The organism is Pseudomonas rhodesiae, from assembly GCF_007858255.1.
Lineage (GTDB): Bacteria > Pseudomonadota > Gammaproteobacteria > Pseudomonadales > Pseudomonadaceae > Aquipseudomonas > Aquipseudomonas rhodesiae.
Map to the genome: position 1 here is coordinate 39,610 of NZ_VFEU01000024.1, position 15,410 is coordinate 55,019.

Sequence of the window (15,410 nt, forward strand, 5' to 3'; positions counted from 1 at the left end):
TAGTTAGTGCGTGTTGATGCAGGCTTGTGGCGCAAATAACCTTAAATAGTTAGTGGTCTTTTACAGCGTTAGATCGTTACTCGATCGCACATTGAGTCGGGAGATATCAATCATCGGTGTTAGCCGGCGCCGCTTTGAGGGACACTAGCGCCTTCTGCAGAACGGAGTTCCCCATGACGGCCAGTGCTGAAAAATACACCTGTCAGACCTTGCTCGATGTGCAATCGCTGACCCCCAGCCTGTTCACCCTACGTACCACCCGTGACCCCGGCTTTCGTTTTACCGCCGGCCAGTTTGTGCGCCTGGGCGTCACCAAAGCCGATGGCAGCACGGTCTGGCGTGCGTATTCGGTGGTGTCGGCGCCCTTCGATGAATATTTGGATTTTTTCTCGATTGTCGTCCCCGGCGGGGAGTTCACCAGTGAACTGAGCCGCCTGCGTGTCGGCGATACGTTGATGGTGGAGCGCCAGGCCACGGGTTACTTGACGTTGAACCGCTTCGTCGATGGCCGTGACCTATGGCTGCTGGGCACGGGCACCGGGGTGGCGCCGTTTCTGTCGATCCTGCAGGACTTCGAAGCCTGGGAGAAATTCGAGCGCATCATCCTGGTGTACAGCGCCCGCGAAGCCAAGGAACTGGCCTATCAGGCGTTGATTAAGGAGCTAGGCGAGCGCGAGTACCTGGCCGAGTACGCGCATAAACTTACCTACTTGCCCATCGTCACCCGCGAGCAGCACCCTGGCGCGCTGAATGGGCGTATCACCACGCTGATCGAAAACGGCGAGCTGGAGCGCGCGGCCGGCGTAGAGTTGAGCCCCGAACACTCGCGCGTGTTGATTTGCGGTAACCCGCAAATGGTCGATGACACCCGTCAGTTGCTGAAAAAACGCGACATGAATCTGTCGCTATCGCGGCGCCCTGGCCAGGTGGCGGTGGAAAACTACTGGTAAACAAAAGGCGCCTGCTGGAGGCGCCTTTTTCCAAACTGCTGCGGTTTAAAGCGGTTTGTCGTGCTGTGCCTTGAGCAGATCGCGGATCTCGCCCAGCAACACTTCTTCCTTGGTCGGCGTCGGCGGCAGGGTCGGCGCCTTGGCCTCTTCGCGCTTGAGACGATTGATCACCTTCACGCCCATAAAGATCGCAAACGCTACGATCAGGAAGTCGACCACGCTCTGGATGAACTTGCCGTAGGCCAGCACCACGGCCGGTGCATCGCCTTGGGCTGCCTTGAGGGTGATCGCCAGATCACCGAAGTCCACCCCGCCGATCAACAGACCGAGAGGGGGCATCACCACGTCGCCTACAAACGAGGAAACAATTTTGCCGAAGGCGGCGCCGATGATGATACCGACGGCCATGTCGACCACATTACCTTTGACCGCGAAGGCCTTGAACTCACTGATCACGCCCATAGGTTATTCCTTGTTACAGATGAGAAGGGTGGGGCTCAGTGTAAGTCAGTCGTTGCGGGCTTGCGCGAAACAACTCTTAACACTGTTGGTTTTTATCGACACATTAAAACGCAAATAGTTTGCAAAGTGCCATCAATCGCGCGCGAAATACCCGGCATTTCAGTGGCTTACCACATTATTTTATTAATCGGGCTGTTACGGCTTTTCTATTTATCTTCTGACTCTTGGGTCACTAGCCTCTGGCAAGCACAACTGAATGTGCATCAAAAAAACCAGAGGAAACCTTGATGAACAACTCACTCAGCCGCGGCCCGGCTTTGACGCGACACGCGTTGATCCTGGCCACCGCCAGCCTGCTTTCCCTGTCTGTACACGCCGCCACCCTCACGCGTGACAACGGTGCCGCCGTCGGCGACAACCAGAACTCCCAGACCGCCGGCGCCACCGGCCCGGTGCTGTTACAAGACGTGCAATTGATTCAGAAACTGCAACGCTTCGACCGCGAACGCATCCCCGAGCGCGTGGTGCACGCGCGCGGCACCGGTGCCCACGGGACCTTCACCGTCACCGATGGCCTCAGCGACCTGACCAAGGCCAAAGTATTTGCTCCCGGCGAAACCACCCCGGTGTTCGTGCGCTTCTCCGCCGTGGTGCATGGCAACCATTCCCCAGAAACCCTGCGTGACCCGCGCGGCTTCGCCACCAAGTTCTACACGGCCGACGGCAACTGGGACCTGGTCGGGAATAACTTCCCAACGTTCTTTATCCGCGACGCCATCAAGTTCCCGGATATGGTGCACGCATTCAAACCCGACCCGCGCACTAACCTGGACGACGACTCCCGCCGTTTCGACTTCTTCTCCCATGTTCCCGAAGCAACCCGCACCCTCACCGAGTTGTACTCGGACTACGGCACGCCTGCCAGTTACCGGGAGATGGACGGTAATGGCGTACATGCCTACAAGTTGATTAACGCCAAAGGGGAAGTGCACTACGTCAAGTTCCATTGGAAGAGCCTGCAAGGCATCAAGAACTTGGATCCGAAACAAGTGGTCGATGTGCAAGGGCGTGATTACAGCCACATGACTAACGACTTGGTCACCCATATCAACAAGGGCGACTTCCCTAAGTGGGACTTGTATGTGCAGGTGCTCAAACCGGAAGACTTGGCCAAGTTCGACTTCGATCCACTGGACGCTACTAAGATCTGGCCGAATGTGCCCGAGCGCAAAGTGGGGCAGATGGTACTGAACCGCAATCCGGCCAATGTATTCCAGGAGACCGAACAAGTCGCCATGGCACCGGCCAATCTGGTGCCGGGCATCGAGCCGTCTGAAGACCGCCTGCTGCAAGGCCGAGTGTTCTCCTACGCCGATACCCAGATGTACCGCCTGGGCGCCAATACCCTGCAACTGCCGATCAACGCCCCACGCGTGACCGTCAACAACGGCAACCAAGATGGCGCGATGAACAGCGGTAAAACCAGCAGCGGCGTGAACTATCAGCCAAGCCGCCTGGAGCCGCGGGAAGAGCCCCAAGCCGCGCGCTACAGCCAGTTGCCGCTGACTGGCAGCACCCAGCAGGCGAAGATCCAGCGTGAGCAGAACTTCAAGCAGGCCGGTGATCTGTACCGTTCGTACAGTCAGAAAGAGCGTCAGAACCTGATCGAAAACTTCGGTGGTTCCCTGGCTACAACGGACGACGTGAGCAAGCACATCATCCTGTCCTTCCTTTACAAGGCTGACCCGGAATACGGCACTGGTGTGGCCAAGGTCGCCAAGGGTGACCTGGCCCGCGTGAAGGCGCTGGCCGACAAGCTGACCGACTGATCCGTTGGTTCCGATCGGCGCCGGCCAACGGCGCCGATCCCTGGCAGGAGAAACCCCATGCGTGTAACTATTGGTTTGCTGATCGCCCTGCTGGCGTTCACCGCCCGGGCTGAATCCCCCGATCCCGCCGCGCTCAAAGCGCAGTTGCAGGACTATTACTTCGACGCCGCCCGTCGTGGCGATCTCGACATGCTCAATACCTTCATAGAGTCCGGCTACAGCCTCAATATCCAGGACGACAAGGGCTACACTGCCCTGATCCTGGCCGCCTACCACGGCCAGGCTCCGTTCGTGGATCGTTTGCTCGCCGCCGGTGCCGATGCCTGTGTGCAGGACAAACGCGGCAATACCGCCCTGATGGGCGCAATCTTCAAGGGTGAGCTTAAAATCGCCCAGCGCTTGCTGGCCACCGACTGCAACCCCGACCAGCGCAACGGCGCCGGGCAGACCGCCGCCATGTACGCCGGGCTGTTCAAGCGCGTCGAACTGCTGGAAGAACTGAAGGCCAAGGGCGCCGACCTTAACGCCGAAGACCCGGTGGGCAATAGCGCCTCGCGATTGGCCAGTGGTGAAATCCGGACCCCGGCGTCGCGCTGAGCTATCATCGCGGTTTTTCGGTTGGAGGTTCTCGAATGGCAAAGGCCAAGCGCATGTACGGCTGCACGGAGTGCGGCGCGACCTTTCCCAAGTGGGCCGGCCAGTGCGGCGAATGCGGGGCGTGGAACACCCTGACGGAAACCATGATCGAGAGCGGCGGGGCGGCGGCGCCTACCGGTCGCGCCGGCTGGACCGGGCAACAAGCGCAGATCAAAACCCTGGCTGAAGTCAGCGTCGAAGAAATCCCACGTTTTTCCACGGCCTCCGGCGAACTTGACCGGGTGCTGGGCGGCGGCCTGGTGGATGGCTCAGTGGTGCTGATCGGCGGCGACCCAGGCATCGGCAAGTCGACCATCCTGTTGCAGACCTTGTGCAGCATTGCCAGTCGCATGCCGGCGCTGTACGTCACCGGTGAAGAATCCCAGCAACAAGTGGCCATGCGCGCCCGCCGTTTAGGCCTGCCCCAGGATCAGTTGCGGGTGATGACCGAGACCTGCATCGAAAGCATCATCGCCACGGCGCGGATCGAAAAGCCGAAAGTCATGGTGATCGACTCGATCCAGACGATTTTCACCGAGCAATTGCAATCGGCACCGGGCGGCGTGTCCCAGGTGCGTGAGAGCGCGGCGCTGCTGGTGCGTTATGCCAAGCAGAGCGGCACGGCGATTTTCCTGGTCGGCCATGTGACCAAAGAAGGCGCCTTGGCCGGGCCTCGGGTGCTGGAGCATATGGTCGACACGGTTTTGTATTTCGAGGGCGAGTCCGACGGCCGTCTGCGCTTGTTGCGGGCAGTGAAAAACCGCTTCGGCGCGGTCAACGAGCTGGGCGTATTCGCCATGACCGACCGCGGGTTGAAAGAAGTCTCCAACCCTTCGGCGATTTTCCTGACTCGCGCTCAAGAAGAAGTCCCCGGCAGCGTGGTAATGGCGACGTGGGAAGGCACCCGGCCAATGTTGGTGGAAGTGCAGGCGCTGGTGGATGACAGCCATTTGGCCAACCCGCGCCGCGTCACCCTTGGCTTGGATCAGAACCGTCTGGCGATGCTGCTCGCGGTGCTGCACCGCCATGGCGGCATTCCGACCCACGATCAAGACGTGTTCCTTAACGTGGTCGGCGGGGTCAAGGTGCTGGAAACCGCGTCGGACCTGGCATTGATGGCGGCGGTGATGTCCAGCCTGCGCAATCGGCCATTGCCCCACGACCTGTTGGTATTCGGTGAGGTCGGCCTGTCCGGCGAAGTGCGCCCGGTGCCGAGCGGTCAGGAACGTCTCAAGGAAGCCGCCAAGCACGGCTTCAAGCGCGCGATCGTGCCCAAGGGCAACGCGCCGAAGGAAGCGCCGGCGGGGTTGCAGATCATTGCGGTGACGCGACTGGAGCAGGCGCTGGATGCACTTTTCGAATAAATCAGGACGGGCCGCTATGCAACGATCCAAGCACTGGGGCATTGCCGCCCTATTTGTCACCCTGACCGCCGCCTCCGCCATGACTTGGGCGGCGGCGCTGCCGGCGGGCTATCGCCTGGCGCAAACCCTGGCAACCGAACAGGGCAGCCAGTTGCAGATCCTGGAAGACCAGCGCATCAGCGCGCAGATGCACAAGGATAGCTGGGGCAGCGGGCTGGATGAGGACTCGTTCGACGAGCCCGGCGATCTGGTCGACAACCCGTTGCTTGAGGCTCAAGTGCGCCTGGTGTCGGCTGCCGATCAGGTGATCGCGCAACAGGACCTCGGCTACCCACTGGCCGAGGTCAGCGAGGCCCCGCTCAAGGGGTTGCCCGAACCTGTGTATTTTTTGAGCATCGACATGACTGCGCCGATGGGCACGTACAGCGGCCCAGCCACCCAGATGCTGCTACCGGCCAAACAGCAACTTACACCGCTGAGCTTCACTGGCGCGGACGGCAAGTCCCAACCGCTGACCCTGGCGCACACGGGAAAGGCTGACTGGCAGGTGGCGACGCCGGCCAATGGCGGGCCGGATGAACTGTTGCAGGTATCGTCTTTTATGGACGGCGACGGTGAGGACGATTTCACCACGCGCTACCAGACGTATCGCTATGTCGACGGGCAATGGCAAGTCGCGTCGAGTCAGAAAAAGGGCTACTGGGACATGGAGGACGAGTTTCCCAGCCGCGAAGCGTTTCCCTGAGCCTATACCTCCAATAACGCGCCCAACTCTCGCTCAAGTTCCGCTTGATCGCCGAGGTTCAACTCGATCAGCCGCCGCAAGTGGCTGATCGAATCCAGGTCGATTTCCCTGCACACAAAGCCCAGTTGGCCGTGATCGTCGTGGGTCAGCTTGACCTGCATTTTGATATGCGCCTTCGGGTCCAGACGGATATCGACGTCGAACGGCAGGGCTTTATTGCCCTTCCAAGACTCTGGCCGTTTGACCGCCAGGCCCTTTAGCGACAAATCCACTAACTTTACCGGCCATTCCTCGCCGTTTTGTCGAAGTTCAGTTTTCGCATCCAGGGCGATGCGGCGGAAACAGCGGCGGTCGGACGGGTGATCGGTCATGGTGAAACCCTCTGGAGATGGATGGAGTGTAGCCCTGCGCCATCATTGGGCGGTTTTTTCTGCTTTTTTCAGCGTTGCAAGGCTCTAGACCAACGGAGGGGGGTGGCCTTTGAGGCCAACAGCGCTAAACTCCGGGTGGTTGTCCTTTCTGTCCACCCTGGCTGGAATATAAAAATGAAAAATAATAATAGCCTGCTACGCCACTTACCCTGGCTGGTGCTGGCAATCGTAGGAGCGTGCGCCCTGGGCGTAGTGGCCTTGCGCCGCGGCGAGGCGATCAACGCCTTGTGGATTGTGGTGGCCGCAGTGGCCATTTACCTGGTTGCTTACCGTTACTACAGCCTGTTCATCGCTAACAATGTGATGCAGCTCGACCCACGGCGGGCCACCCCCGCAGTGCTCAATAACGACGGTCTGGACTATGTGCCGACCAACAAACACATCCTGTTCGGTCACCACTTTGCGGCTATTGCCGGTGCAGGCCCGCTGGTCGGCCCGGTACTGGCAGCGCAAATGGGTTACCTGCCCGGCACGCTGTGGCTGATCGCCGGTGTGGTGCTGGCCGGTGCGGTGCAGGACTTTATGGTGCTGTTCCTGTCCACCCGTCGCAATGGCCGTTCCCTGGGGGACATGGTGCGCGAAGAGATGGGGCGCATTCCGGGGACCATCGCGCTGTTTGGCTGCTTCCTGATCATGATCATCATCCTCGCGGTGCTGGCCCTGATCGTGGTCAAAGCTCTGGCCGAGAGCCCATGGGGCATCTTCACCGTGATGGCGACCATCCCGATCGCGATGTTCATGGGCATCTACATGCGCTACATCCGCCCAGGCCGTATCGGTGAAATCTCCATCATCGGCGTGCTGTTGCTGCTCGGTTCGATCTGGCTGGGCGGGCAGATTGCCGCCGATCCGGTGTGGGCCAAGGCGTTCAGCTTTACCGGCGTGCAGATCACCTGGATGCTGATCGGCTACGGCTTCGTAGCGGCGGTGCTGCCGGTGTGGCTGATCCTGGCCCCACGGGACTACCTGTCCACCTTCCTCAAGATCGGCACCATCATTGCCCTGGCAATCGGCATCCTGGTCACCATGCCCGAGCTGAAAATGCCGGCGCTGACCCAGTTTATCGATGGCACCGGCCCGGTGTGGAAAGGCGGGCTGTTCCCGTTCCTGTTCATCACCATCGCTTGCGGTGCCGTCTCGGGTTTCCACGCGCTGATCTCTTCGGGCACCACGCCCAAGCTGCTGGATAACGAAACCAACGCCCGCTACATCGGTTACGGCGGCATGTTGATGGAGTCGTTCGTGGCCATTATGGCGATGGTGGCGGCCTCGGTGATCGAGCCGGGTGTGTACTTCGCCATGAACAGCCCAGCCGCCGTAGTTGGCGGGGATGTGATGGCCGTGGCGCAGACCGTCAGCAGTTGGGGTTTTGCTATCACCCCGGAAGCGCTGCAAGCGGTGGCCCATGACATCGGCGAAACCACCATCCTGGCCCGTGCCGGCGGTGCGCCGACCCTGGCGGTGGGGATCGCGCAGATCCTGCACAGTGTGCTGCCGGGTGAAAACACCATGGCGTTCTGGTACCACTTTGCGATTCTGTTCGAAGCCTTGTTCATCCTCACCGCTGTCGACGCCGGTACTCGTGCCGGTCGCTTCATGCTGCAGGATCTGCTGGGTTCGTTCGTGCCGGCGCTCAAGCGTACCGAGTCGTGGACTGCCAACCTGGTCGCGACCGCCGGTTGCGTAGCGATGTGGGGTTACCTGCTGTACCAAGGGGTGATCGACCCACTGGGCGGCATCAATACCTTGTGGCCGCTGTTCGGTATCTCCAACCAGATGCTGGCGGGTATCGCGCTGATGTTGGCCACCGTGGTGCTGATCAAAATGAAACGCCAGCGCTACATCTGGGTGACCATGCTGCCGGCGGTCTGGCTGCTGATCTGCACCACCACCGCAGGCTTCATCAAGCTGTTCGACGCCAACCCGGCAATCGGCTTCCTGTCCCTGGCCAAGAAGTACAGCGATGCCCTGGCCGGTGGCCAGATCCTCGCGCCGGCCAAGAGCATCGACCAGATGCAGCATGTGATCTGGAATGCCTACACCAACGCGACGCTGACGGCGCTGTTTCTGTTCGTGGTGTTCAGCATCCTGTTCTATGCGCTCAAGGTCGGCGTCGCCGCCTGGGGCAACAAAGAACGCACGGATAAAGAAGCCCCGTTCCAGGCCATACCGGACGCATGATCGAGGATTGCAACCATGTTCAATGACATCAGTCGCCTGGGTAAATACCTCGGTCAGGCCGCACGCCTGATGGTCGGCATGCCCGACTACGACACCTACGTCGAGCATATGCAAACCAAACACCCAGACAAACCGGTGATGGACTACAAGGCGTTCTTCCGCGAACGCCAGGAAGCCCGTTACGGTGGCAAGGGTGGGCCCAAGTGCTGTTGACCGGGTAATCCGCGCTGACAGTGATCCTTGTGGGAGGGGGCTTGCCCCCGACAGCAGTGTGTCAGGCACTTATCTGCCACTGACACGCCGCTATCGGGGGCAAGCCCCCTCCCACATTTGTTTTGTGTTTCTTCAGCTATAAGGAGAATTGTCGTGTCCTCTCCCATTCCCGTTACTGTTCTCAGCGGCTTCCTTGGCGCCGGTAAAACCACCTTGCTGCGCCACCTGCTCAAAGCCGAACACGGCCTGAAAATCGCCGTGATCGAAAACGAATTCAGTGACGCCGGTATCGACACCCAGCTGTTGGGTGAGGAGCCGGTGCAAGTCATGACGCTGTCCAACGGCTGCGTGTGCTGCACCATCCACACGGACCTGACCAAAGCCCTGTACCTGCTGCTTGAACGCCTGGACAGTGGCGAAATCGCCTTCGACCGCCTGGTGATCGAATGCACTGGCTTGGCCGACCCCGCTCCCGTGGCCCAGACTTTTTTCATCGACGAGGAATTGCGCGAGCGCTACATCCTCGACGGCATCATCACTCTGGTGGACGCAGCCCACGCCGAACACCACCTGACCCAGACCATCGCCCAGGCGCAGATTGGCTTTGCCGACCGCCTGCTGGTGAGCAAGCGTGATTTGGTGGACGATGCCACATTCGACGCCCTCAGCGAACGCCTGACCCGCATCAACCGTCGCGCGCCGATTCGTGTGGTTGACCATGGGCAGATCGATCTGGGCGAATTGCTCGATGTACGCGGTTTCAATCTCAACGCCGGCATGAGCCTGCGCCCGGTAAGTGCCGCGCCTTCCGTGGACCGTATCTCCAGCCTGGTGCTGCGCACCGACCAGCCGCTGGATATCGACCGCCTCAGTGAGTTTATGAACGAACTGCTGGAAGACCACGGCAAACAATTGCTGCGCTACAAAGGCGTGCTGAACATTGCTGGGGAAGATCGGCGCATGGTGTTTCAGGGCGTGCTGAAACTCTACGGCTTCGACTGGGACACCGAGTGGGCCGAGGGTGAGGCGCGGGAAAGTGTAATTGTGTTTATTGCCGACGAGTTGCCGGAAGACAAAATCCGCGAAGGCTTTGCCAAGGTCTACCAACCCTGAAAACAATGTGGGAGGGGGCTTGCCCCTCCCACAGTTGATCTCATTTCAAGTTGCAGAGCAGGCATAAAGAAGCCCGGCTCAAGAGCCGGGCTTCTTGTTCAAGCTACTGCGATCAAGCGCCGTATACCGGCAGCTTCTTGCAGATCGCCTTGACCTTCTCGCGAACTGCGTCGATCACGGCTTCGTTGTTCAGGTCAGCCAGGATGTCGCAGATCCAGCCGGCCAGTTCCTTGCACTCGGCTTCCTTGAAGCCACGAGTGGTCACCGCCGGGGTGCCGAAGCGCAGGCCGGAAGTGACGAACGGCGAACGTGGGTCGTTCGGTACCGAGTTTTTGTTCACGGTGATGAAGGCTTTGCCCAGGGCAGCGTCGGCATCTTTACCGGAGATGTCCTGCTTGATCAGCGACAGCAGGAACAGGTGGTTCTCAGTACCGCCGGAGACCACGTCGAAGCCGCGCTCGATGAACACGCCGGCCATGGCCTTGGCGTTCTTCACCACTTGTTGCTGGTAGGTCTTGAACTCAGGCTGCAGTGCTTCCTTGAAGCAGATCGCTTTAGCGGCGATGACATGCTCCAGCGGGCCACCCTGGGCGCCTGGGAACACGGCGGAGTTCAGCTTTTTCTCGATCTCGGCATTGGCGCGCGCCAGGATCAGGCCACCACGCGGACCGCGCAGGGTCTTGTGGGTGGTGGTGGTGACCACGTCAGCGTAAGGCACCGGGTTCGGGTAGACGCCAGCGGCGACCAGCCCGGCCACGTGGGCCATGTCCACGAACAGGTACGCGCCCACTTTGTCGGCGATGGCGCGGAAGCGTGGGAAATCCAGGATCTGCGAGTAGGCAGAGAAACCGGCCACGATCATTTTTGGCTTGTGCTCGACTGCCAGGCGCTCGACTTCGTCGTAGTCGATCAGGCCATTGGCATCGATACCGTATTGAACGGCGTTGTACAGCTTGCCGGAGGAGGACACGCTGGCGCCGTGGGTCAGGTGACCGCCGTGGGCCAGGCTCATGCCCAGGATGGTGTCGCCGCCTTGCAGCAGGGCCAGGTACACGGCGCTGTTGGCTTGGGAGCCGGCATGTGGCTGGACGTTGGCGTAATCGGCGCCGAACAGCTCCTTGGCGCGGTCGATGGCCAGTTGCTCAACCACGTCGACGTACTCGCAACCACCGTAGTAGCGCTTGCCTGGGTAGCCTTCGGCGTACTTGTTGGTCAGAACCGAACCTTGAGCCTCCATGACCGCGGGGCTGGTGTAGTTTTCCGAAGCGATCAGCTCAATGTGCTCTTCCTGGCGCACGGCTTCTTGCTCCATGGCGGCGAAGAGATCGGCGTCGAACTTGGCAATAGTCAAATCACGGCTGAACATGGCGGTCCTCAAGGATCGGGGGCAGAAAAGGAGGGCATTCTAACCCAATGGGTTTTAGATGGCATATGAAAGGACGTCATGTCGCGGACAAGCGGGATTCACTTCGGGATGGGGGGTGGCTCTACCGGCCTCATCGGGGGCAAGCCCCCTCCCACATTTGAATGTATTCACAAGTCGAAGGTGGGAGGGGGCTTGCCCCCGATGAGGCCAGTGGCCGCGCCACACCCTTCAATCGAACATGAACAGCGCATCATTGCTGAACTGCGCTTCGAACCGATGCGCCGGCATTGGCCGCCCGAACAGGTAGCCCTGTACCTCGTCGCAACCATGCTCGCGCAGGAAGTCCAATTGCTCATGGGTTTCCACGCCCTCGGCGATCACTGCCAGGTTCAGGCTGTGAGCCATGGCGATAATGGCGCGGGCGATCTGGGCATCCTGCTCGCCGGACGGCAGGCCGTCGACGAAGGTGCGGTCGATCTTCAGGACATCGATGGGGAACTGCTTGAGGTAGTTGAGCGATGAGTAACCGGTGCCGAAGTCGTCCACCGCAATGCTCAGGCCCAGGTTTTTCAGGCTGTCGAGGATGTGCATGGCTTCGTTGACTTCGCGCATCAGGATACTTTCCGTCAGCTCAAGCTCCAGGCATGCCGGCGGCAGGCCAGTGTCCTTCAGAATAGTGGCGATGCGCGTGCCCAGTTGGCCATCGGAAAATTGCCGCGCGGAGATATTCACCGAGACTTTCGGCACGCGGACTTTGTTCTGGTGCCAGGTCTTGAGCTGGCGACATGCCTCGGCGATCACCCAGTCGCCCACGTCCACCACCAGGCCCAACTCCTCCAGCACGGGGATAAAGTCCCCCGGCGGCACCAGCCCGCGACGCGGATGGCGCCAGCGTAGCAGCGCCTCGGCGCCGGTCAGGCGTTTGCCGTCGCCGCTGAATTGCGGCTGGTAATAGAGCACGAATTCGTTCTGGTCGAGGGCGTGGCGCAGGTCGCTTTCCAGTTCCAGACGCTCCAGGGCGCTGGCGTTCATGTCGGCCTGGTAGAACTGGAAGTTGTTCTTGCCGCGCTCCTTAGCGTGGTACATCGCGGTGTCGGCGTTTTTCATGAGCTGGCTCAGCTCGTTGCCATCCTGCGGGCTCAAGGCGATACCGATACTGGCGGTCACAAAGAACTCGCGGCCCTCCAGCACGAACGGCCTCACCAGGCTCGCCAGGATTTGCTCGGCCACATGAATGGCGCGGTTGAGCGCCATTTCACGGTTGACCCGCGGTTGCAGCAACAGGGTGAACTCGTCGCCGCCCATGCGCGCCACGGTGTCGTCTTCGGCCACGCAACCTAGCAGACGCGTGGCCATTTCCTTGAGCATGCGGTCGCCGGCGGCATGGCCCAGGGAGTCGTTGATCGGTTTGAAACGGTCCAGGTCAAGGAACATCAGCACCACCCACGACTTCTGCCGTTCGGCCGACTGCAACGCGGTGTGCAGGCGGTCCTGGAACAATGTGCGGTTGGGCAGGTGGGTCAGGGCGTCGTAATAGGCCAGGCGGTGGATGCGCTGCTCGCTGGCCTTGCGCTCGCTGATATCGCTGAAAAAACACACGTAGCTGGCTAAATCGCCTTCATCGTCGAACACGGCGGTGATACCCACCCAGGCCGGGTAATGCTCGCCATTGCGGCGCTTGAGCCACACTTCGCCCTCCCAGGTGCTGTGCTGATGCAATTGCTTGAGCACATAGCGCAGGTGGGCTTCCTGCTGCTCGTCGACGGTGAGCATGTTGGGTAACTGGTCGAGCACATCCGCCACTTCATAACCGCTGACCCGGCTGAACGCTTCGTTGGCCTGCACGATATAACCCGCCGGGTCGGTGATCAGGATCGCCGACGTGGAGTGCTCGAATACCGTGGCCGCCATGCGCAGGTCTTTTTCCGCGCGGCGTTGCTGGCTGATGTCCCGACCGACGCCGAGGATGCCCTCGAACGTGCCGTGCTCGTCCCACACCAGCACCACCCGCAGTTCGATCGGCACTTTGCGACCGTCGGCGCGCAGGCAGTCGAACAGAAACAGTTGGGTCTGCACCTGATCGCGCAGCTTGCTCAGGGCCTCCTGGTCGCCCAGGGCGCGGCTGACCTGTTCCACCAGGCTGTAAATGCCGGCCAGTTGCTGCGGGTTGGCGATGATCGATTGCCAGCCGTTCTTGAACACCCAGTCCACGTCATAGCCCAACACGGCGTTGACCGAGGGGCTGATGTAATTGAGGGCCAAATTGCTGTCGGTGGAGCAGATCACGTCGCTGATGCTCTCGGCCAACATGCGGTAGCGCTGCTCGCTGTCGCGCAGGGATTCGCTGGCTTCGATCTGGTCGGTAATGTCTTTGGCCACGCCGATGATGCGGGTGACTTGAGAGGTTTTGTCCCGGGCCAGGGCCTGTTCACGGATATCGAAACGTCGCCACTGGTTGTTGCGATGGCGAAAGCGCAGTTGGCAGTGCAGTTGGGTGGCATAACCGGTCTGGCGTTGCTGCTGGCGCAAGTCGTGATAATGCTCGGCGTCTTCGGGGTGCAGCAGGATTTCCCAGAAGTACTCACCCATTTGCTGCAGTTCGCCGCGGTTATAGCCGAGGGTGTGGCCCAGGTGATGGTTGCTGAAAATCATGCGCTGGCTGATCACGTCCTGTACATACAGGTGGTCCGGCACTGTGCGGACCACGTCCGACCAGAAACTTTCGCGCTCCACCAGGGACAGTTCAATCAGCTTGCGACTGGTGATATCGCTGATACTGAGGATCACCGCCTTGAAGTCGTCCTGTTGCTCCGGCAAGCGCATCACCAGCCACAGGTATTGATCGTTGCCGGCCACATCGCTGAGGTGGATTTCCAGCTCTAACTGGTCCTGTTGGGTCAGGACCGCTTCGAGGATCTGATAACCGATGGAGGTGACGTTGTTCGGGCAATCGCTGATCAAACGCTCCCAGGCATCCTCGCACGAGCCCACGTTCAGCAGACGCACCGCGACCTGGTTGACTTCGGTGATGCGCAGCTCATTGAGCAGTTGGCGGTAGTCGTCCGGGTTGGCATGCCGCCAGGCGTTCAATTGCTCGCGGCTGCGCAGGTGCGCGCGCTCAAAGAACGTGTTGAGGCCCGACAGATCCAGCACGCACAAGGCCACACCGGTGCCTTCGAAAATGTCCTGGTAACGGCGGCGGCCCTCATGCACCTGGCGCTGACGGCGACGCATGTTCAACAGGACGATCACCGGGACCAGCGAGAACGCCAGGCCCAGCAGGCATTTGCCGATAAACGCCGGCAACAGTTCTTCGAGCACGGCGCTGCGATCGAACAGACCGCGCAGTTGCCAGTCGCTTTTGCTCAGAGGGGTGACCAGCACACTTTTATTCAATTCGTCCGGGGTCAGGACGCTGGCCCATTTTGCCGGCATGCCGCTGTCGCGACTGATAATGCGTTGGTTGAGACGATTCTCGATGACCCACGCCGGGCGCTGGCCCGGGCTGTCCTGGCGGGTGAGGTTGGTCAGATACTCCGGCGCCAGGCGCAACGCCCAGTACACCCTGGAACCACCGCTCGGCTGGTGCAGCAGCAGATAGATAAGGGACCCTTCGTCGTTGTTGCTCAGGTAATAGGCCTGGCCGTGGCTGCGCTGTACCAGTTCTTCGAGCCAGGCGGCATCCTGGCTATCGGGCGCGCTGTCGCTGATCATCGCGCCGCTGGGGGCGAGCAGGGCCACGCTGCGCAATTCCGGCAAGGAGCGTTGCAAGGTCAGCATCAATGCCTGTTGCTGTTCGCTGTCGCGGGGCGCTTCAACCATCGGCAGCAGGTTCAGGGCGATCTTGGCGCTCAGGGCCATGTTCAGGCTGATCTGTTCGGCCAGGTCGGCGCTGTAGTCGATGGTGTATTGCTGCTGGTTTTTCTGGTTCTGCTGCAGTTGATCCAGCAGTTGCCAGAACAATAAAGCGAGCAGCAGCAGGACGAGCGTCGCCAGTGCGCCTTTGAGAGGACCGTGCAGGGGCGCTCCCGGCGCTAAATGAGCGGCGCGCAAAGGAGTTGGCGGCGTGACTTTGGACAAGCTGTAATCCTGCGGTTTGGCTGGACTGGCGCGCGACGTG

Annotated in this window: 12 protein-coding genes; 8 read left to right on the forward strand and 4 right to left on the reverse strand. The window is 60.5% G+C overall.

Annotation, left to right across the window (positions count from 1 at the left end; translation table 11 throughout):
• Positions 1-173: 173 nt before the first annotated feature.
• Entirely contained in the window at positions 174-950 is a 777-nt protein-coding gene (locus FIV35_RS23840; RefSeq protein WP_034100845.1) for a ferredoxin--NADP reductase, read from the forward strand.
• Positions 951-995: 45 nt separating this feature from the next.
• On the opposite strand, the gene mscL is transcribed toward FIV35_RS23840, so the two are convergent.
• The gene (gene mscL, locus FIV35_RS23845) at positions 996-1,412 is read right to left on the reverse strand and encodes a large-conductance mechanosensitive channel protein MscL (RefSeq protein WP_034100843.1); all 417 of its coding nucleotides are present in this window, start codon (positions 1,410-1,412) and stop codon (positions 996-998) included.
• Between the two features lie 287 nt (positions 1,413-1,699).
• Here mscL and katB point away from each other — a divergent pair, with 287 nt between their 5' ends.
• From katB to FIV35_RS23865, 4 genes are read left to right on the forward strand one after another with little or no spacing between them, the layout of a single operon-like run.
• Positions 1,700-3,241, forward strand: a complete 1,542-nt coding sequence (gene katB / locus FIV35_RS23850) for a catalase KatB (RefSeq protein ID WP_034139373.1) — start codon at positions 1,700-1,702, stop codon at positions 3,239-3,241.
• Between the two features lie 57 nt (positions 3,242-3,298).
• Positions 3,299-3,838, forward strand: a complete 540-nt coding sequence (locus tag FIV35_RS23855; protein WP_034139372.1) for an ankyrin repeat domain-containing protein — start codon at positions 3,299-3,301, stop codon at positions 3,836-3,838.
• Positions 3,839-3,873: 35 nt separating this feature from the next.
• A complete protein-coding gene (radA, locus tag FIV35_RS23860; RefSeq protein WP_017528869.1) occupies positions 3,874-5,241 on the forward strand; it encodes a DNA repair protein RadA in 1,368 nt (455 codons plus the stop codon).
• A gap of 16 nt (positions 5,242-5,257) precedes the next feature.
• Entirely contained in the window at positions 5,258-5,986 is a 729-nt protein-coding gene (locus FIV35_RS23865) for a hypothetical protein (protein WP_034139371.1), read from the forward strand.
• A 2-nt stretch (positions 5,987-5,988) separates the two neighbouring features.
• Here the strand turns inward: FIV35_RS23865 and FIV35_RS23870 are convergent, their stop codons facing one another.
• Positions 5,989-6,357, reverse strand: a complete 369-nt coding sequence (locus tag FIV35_RS23870; RefSeq protein WP_034139370.1) for a PilZ domain-containing protein — start codon at positions 6,355-6,357, stop codon at positions 5,989-5,991.
• A 174-nt stretch (positions 6,358-6,531) separates the two neighbouring features.
• Between FIV35_RS23870 and FIV35_RS23875 the strand changes: the two genes are divergently transcribed.
• The 3 genes from FIV35_RS23875 to yjiA all read left to right on the forward strand — a co-directional run bounded on the left by FIV35_RS23875 (position 6,532) and on the right by yjiA (position 9,924).
• Complete coding sequence (locus tag FIV35_RS23875) at positions 6,532-8,598, forward strand: carbon starvation CstA family protein (protein ID WP_034139369.1); 2,067 nt, start codon at positions 6,532-6,534, stop codon at positions 8,596-8,598.
• Positions 8,599-8,613: 15 nt separating this feature from the next.
• The gene (locus FIV35_RS23880) at positions 8,614-8,811 is read left to right on the forward strand and encodes a YbdD/YjiX family protein (RefSeq protein ID WP_003194308.1); all 198 of its coding nucleotides are present in this window, start codon (positions 8,614-8,616) and stop codon (positions 8,809-8,811) included.
• A gap of 153 nt (positions 8,812-8,964) precedes the next feature.
• Complete coding sequence (yjiA, locus tag FIV35_RS23885) at positions 8,965-9,924, forward strand: GTPase (RefSeq protein WP_034100832.1); 960 nt, start codon at positions 8,965-8,967, stop codon at positions 9,922-9,924.
• 112 nt (positions 9,925-10,036) lie between these two features.
• On the opposite strand, the gene glyA is transcribed toward yjiA, so the two are convergent.
• Together glyA and FIV35_RS23895 are read right to left on the reverse strand one after the other, a co-directional pair.
• Positions 10,037-11,290: a serine hydroxymethyltransferase gene (glyA, locus tag FIV35_RS23890; protein ID WP_034115170.1), complete on the reverse strand. Its 1,254-nt coding sequence runs from the start codon at positions 11,288-11,290 to the stop codon at positions 10,037-10,039.
• A 228-nt stretch (positions 11,291-11,518) separates the two neighbouring features.
• Entirely contained in the window at positions 11,519-15,370 is a 3,852-nt protein-coding gene (locus tag FIV35_RS23895; RefSeq protein WP_034139368.1) for a bifunctional diguanylate cyclase/phosphodiesterase, read from the reverse strand.
• Positions 15,371-15,410: the final 40 nt, after the last annotated feature.

Coding starts and splice junctions, on each gene's coding strand:
- FIV35_RS23880 (WP_003194308.1), top strand. CDS start 8,614: ATGTTCAATGACATCAGTCGCCTGGGTAAATACCTCGGTCAGGCCGCA.
- FIV35_RS23855 (WP_034139372.1), top strand. CDS start 3,299: ATGCGTGTAACTATTGGTTTGCTGATCGCCCTGCTGGCGTTCACCGCC.
- mscL (WP_034100843.1), bottom strand. CDS start 1,412: ATGGGCGTGATCAGTGAGTTCAAGGCCTTCGCGGTCAAAGGTAATGTG.
- glyA (WP_034115170.1), bottom strand. CDS start 11,290: ATGTTCAGCCGTGATTTGACTATTGCCAAGTTCGACGCCGATCTCTTC.
- FIV35_RS23870 (WP_034139370.1), bottom strand. CDS start 6,357: ATGACCGATCACCCGTCCGACCGCCGCTGTTTCCGCCGCATCGCCCTG.
- FIV35_RS23865 (WP_034139371.1), top strand. CDS start 5,258: ATGCAACGATCCAAGCACTGGGGCATTGCCGCCCTATTTGTCACCCTG.
- katB (WP_034139373.1), top strand. CDS start 1,700: ATGAACAACTCACTCAGCCGCGGCCCGGCTTTGACGCGACACGCGTTG.
- radA (WP_017528869.1), top strand. CDS start 3,874: ATGGCAAAGGCCAAGCGCATGTACGGCTGCACGGAGTGCGGCGCGACC.
- FIV35_RS23875 (WP_034139369.1), top strand. CDS start 6,532: ATGAAAAATAATAATAGCCTGCTACGCCACTTACCCTGGCTGGTGCTG.
- FIV35_RS23840 (WP_034100845.1), top strand. CDS start 174: ATGACGGCCAGTGCTGAAAAATACACCTGTCAGACCTTGCTCGATGTG.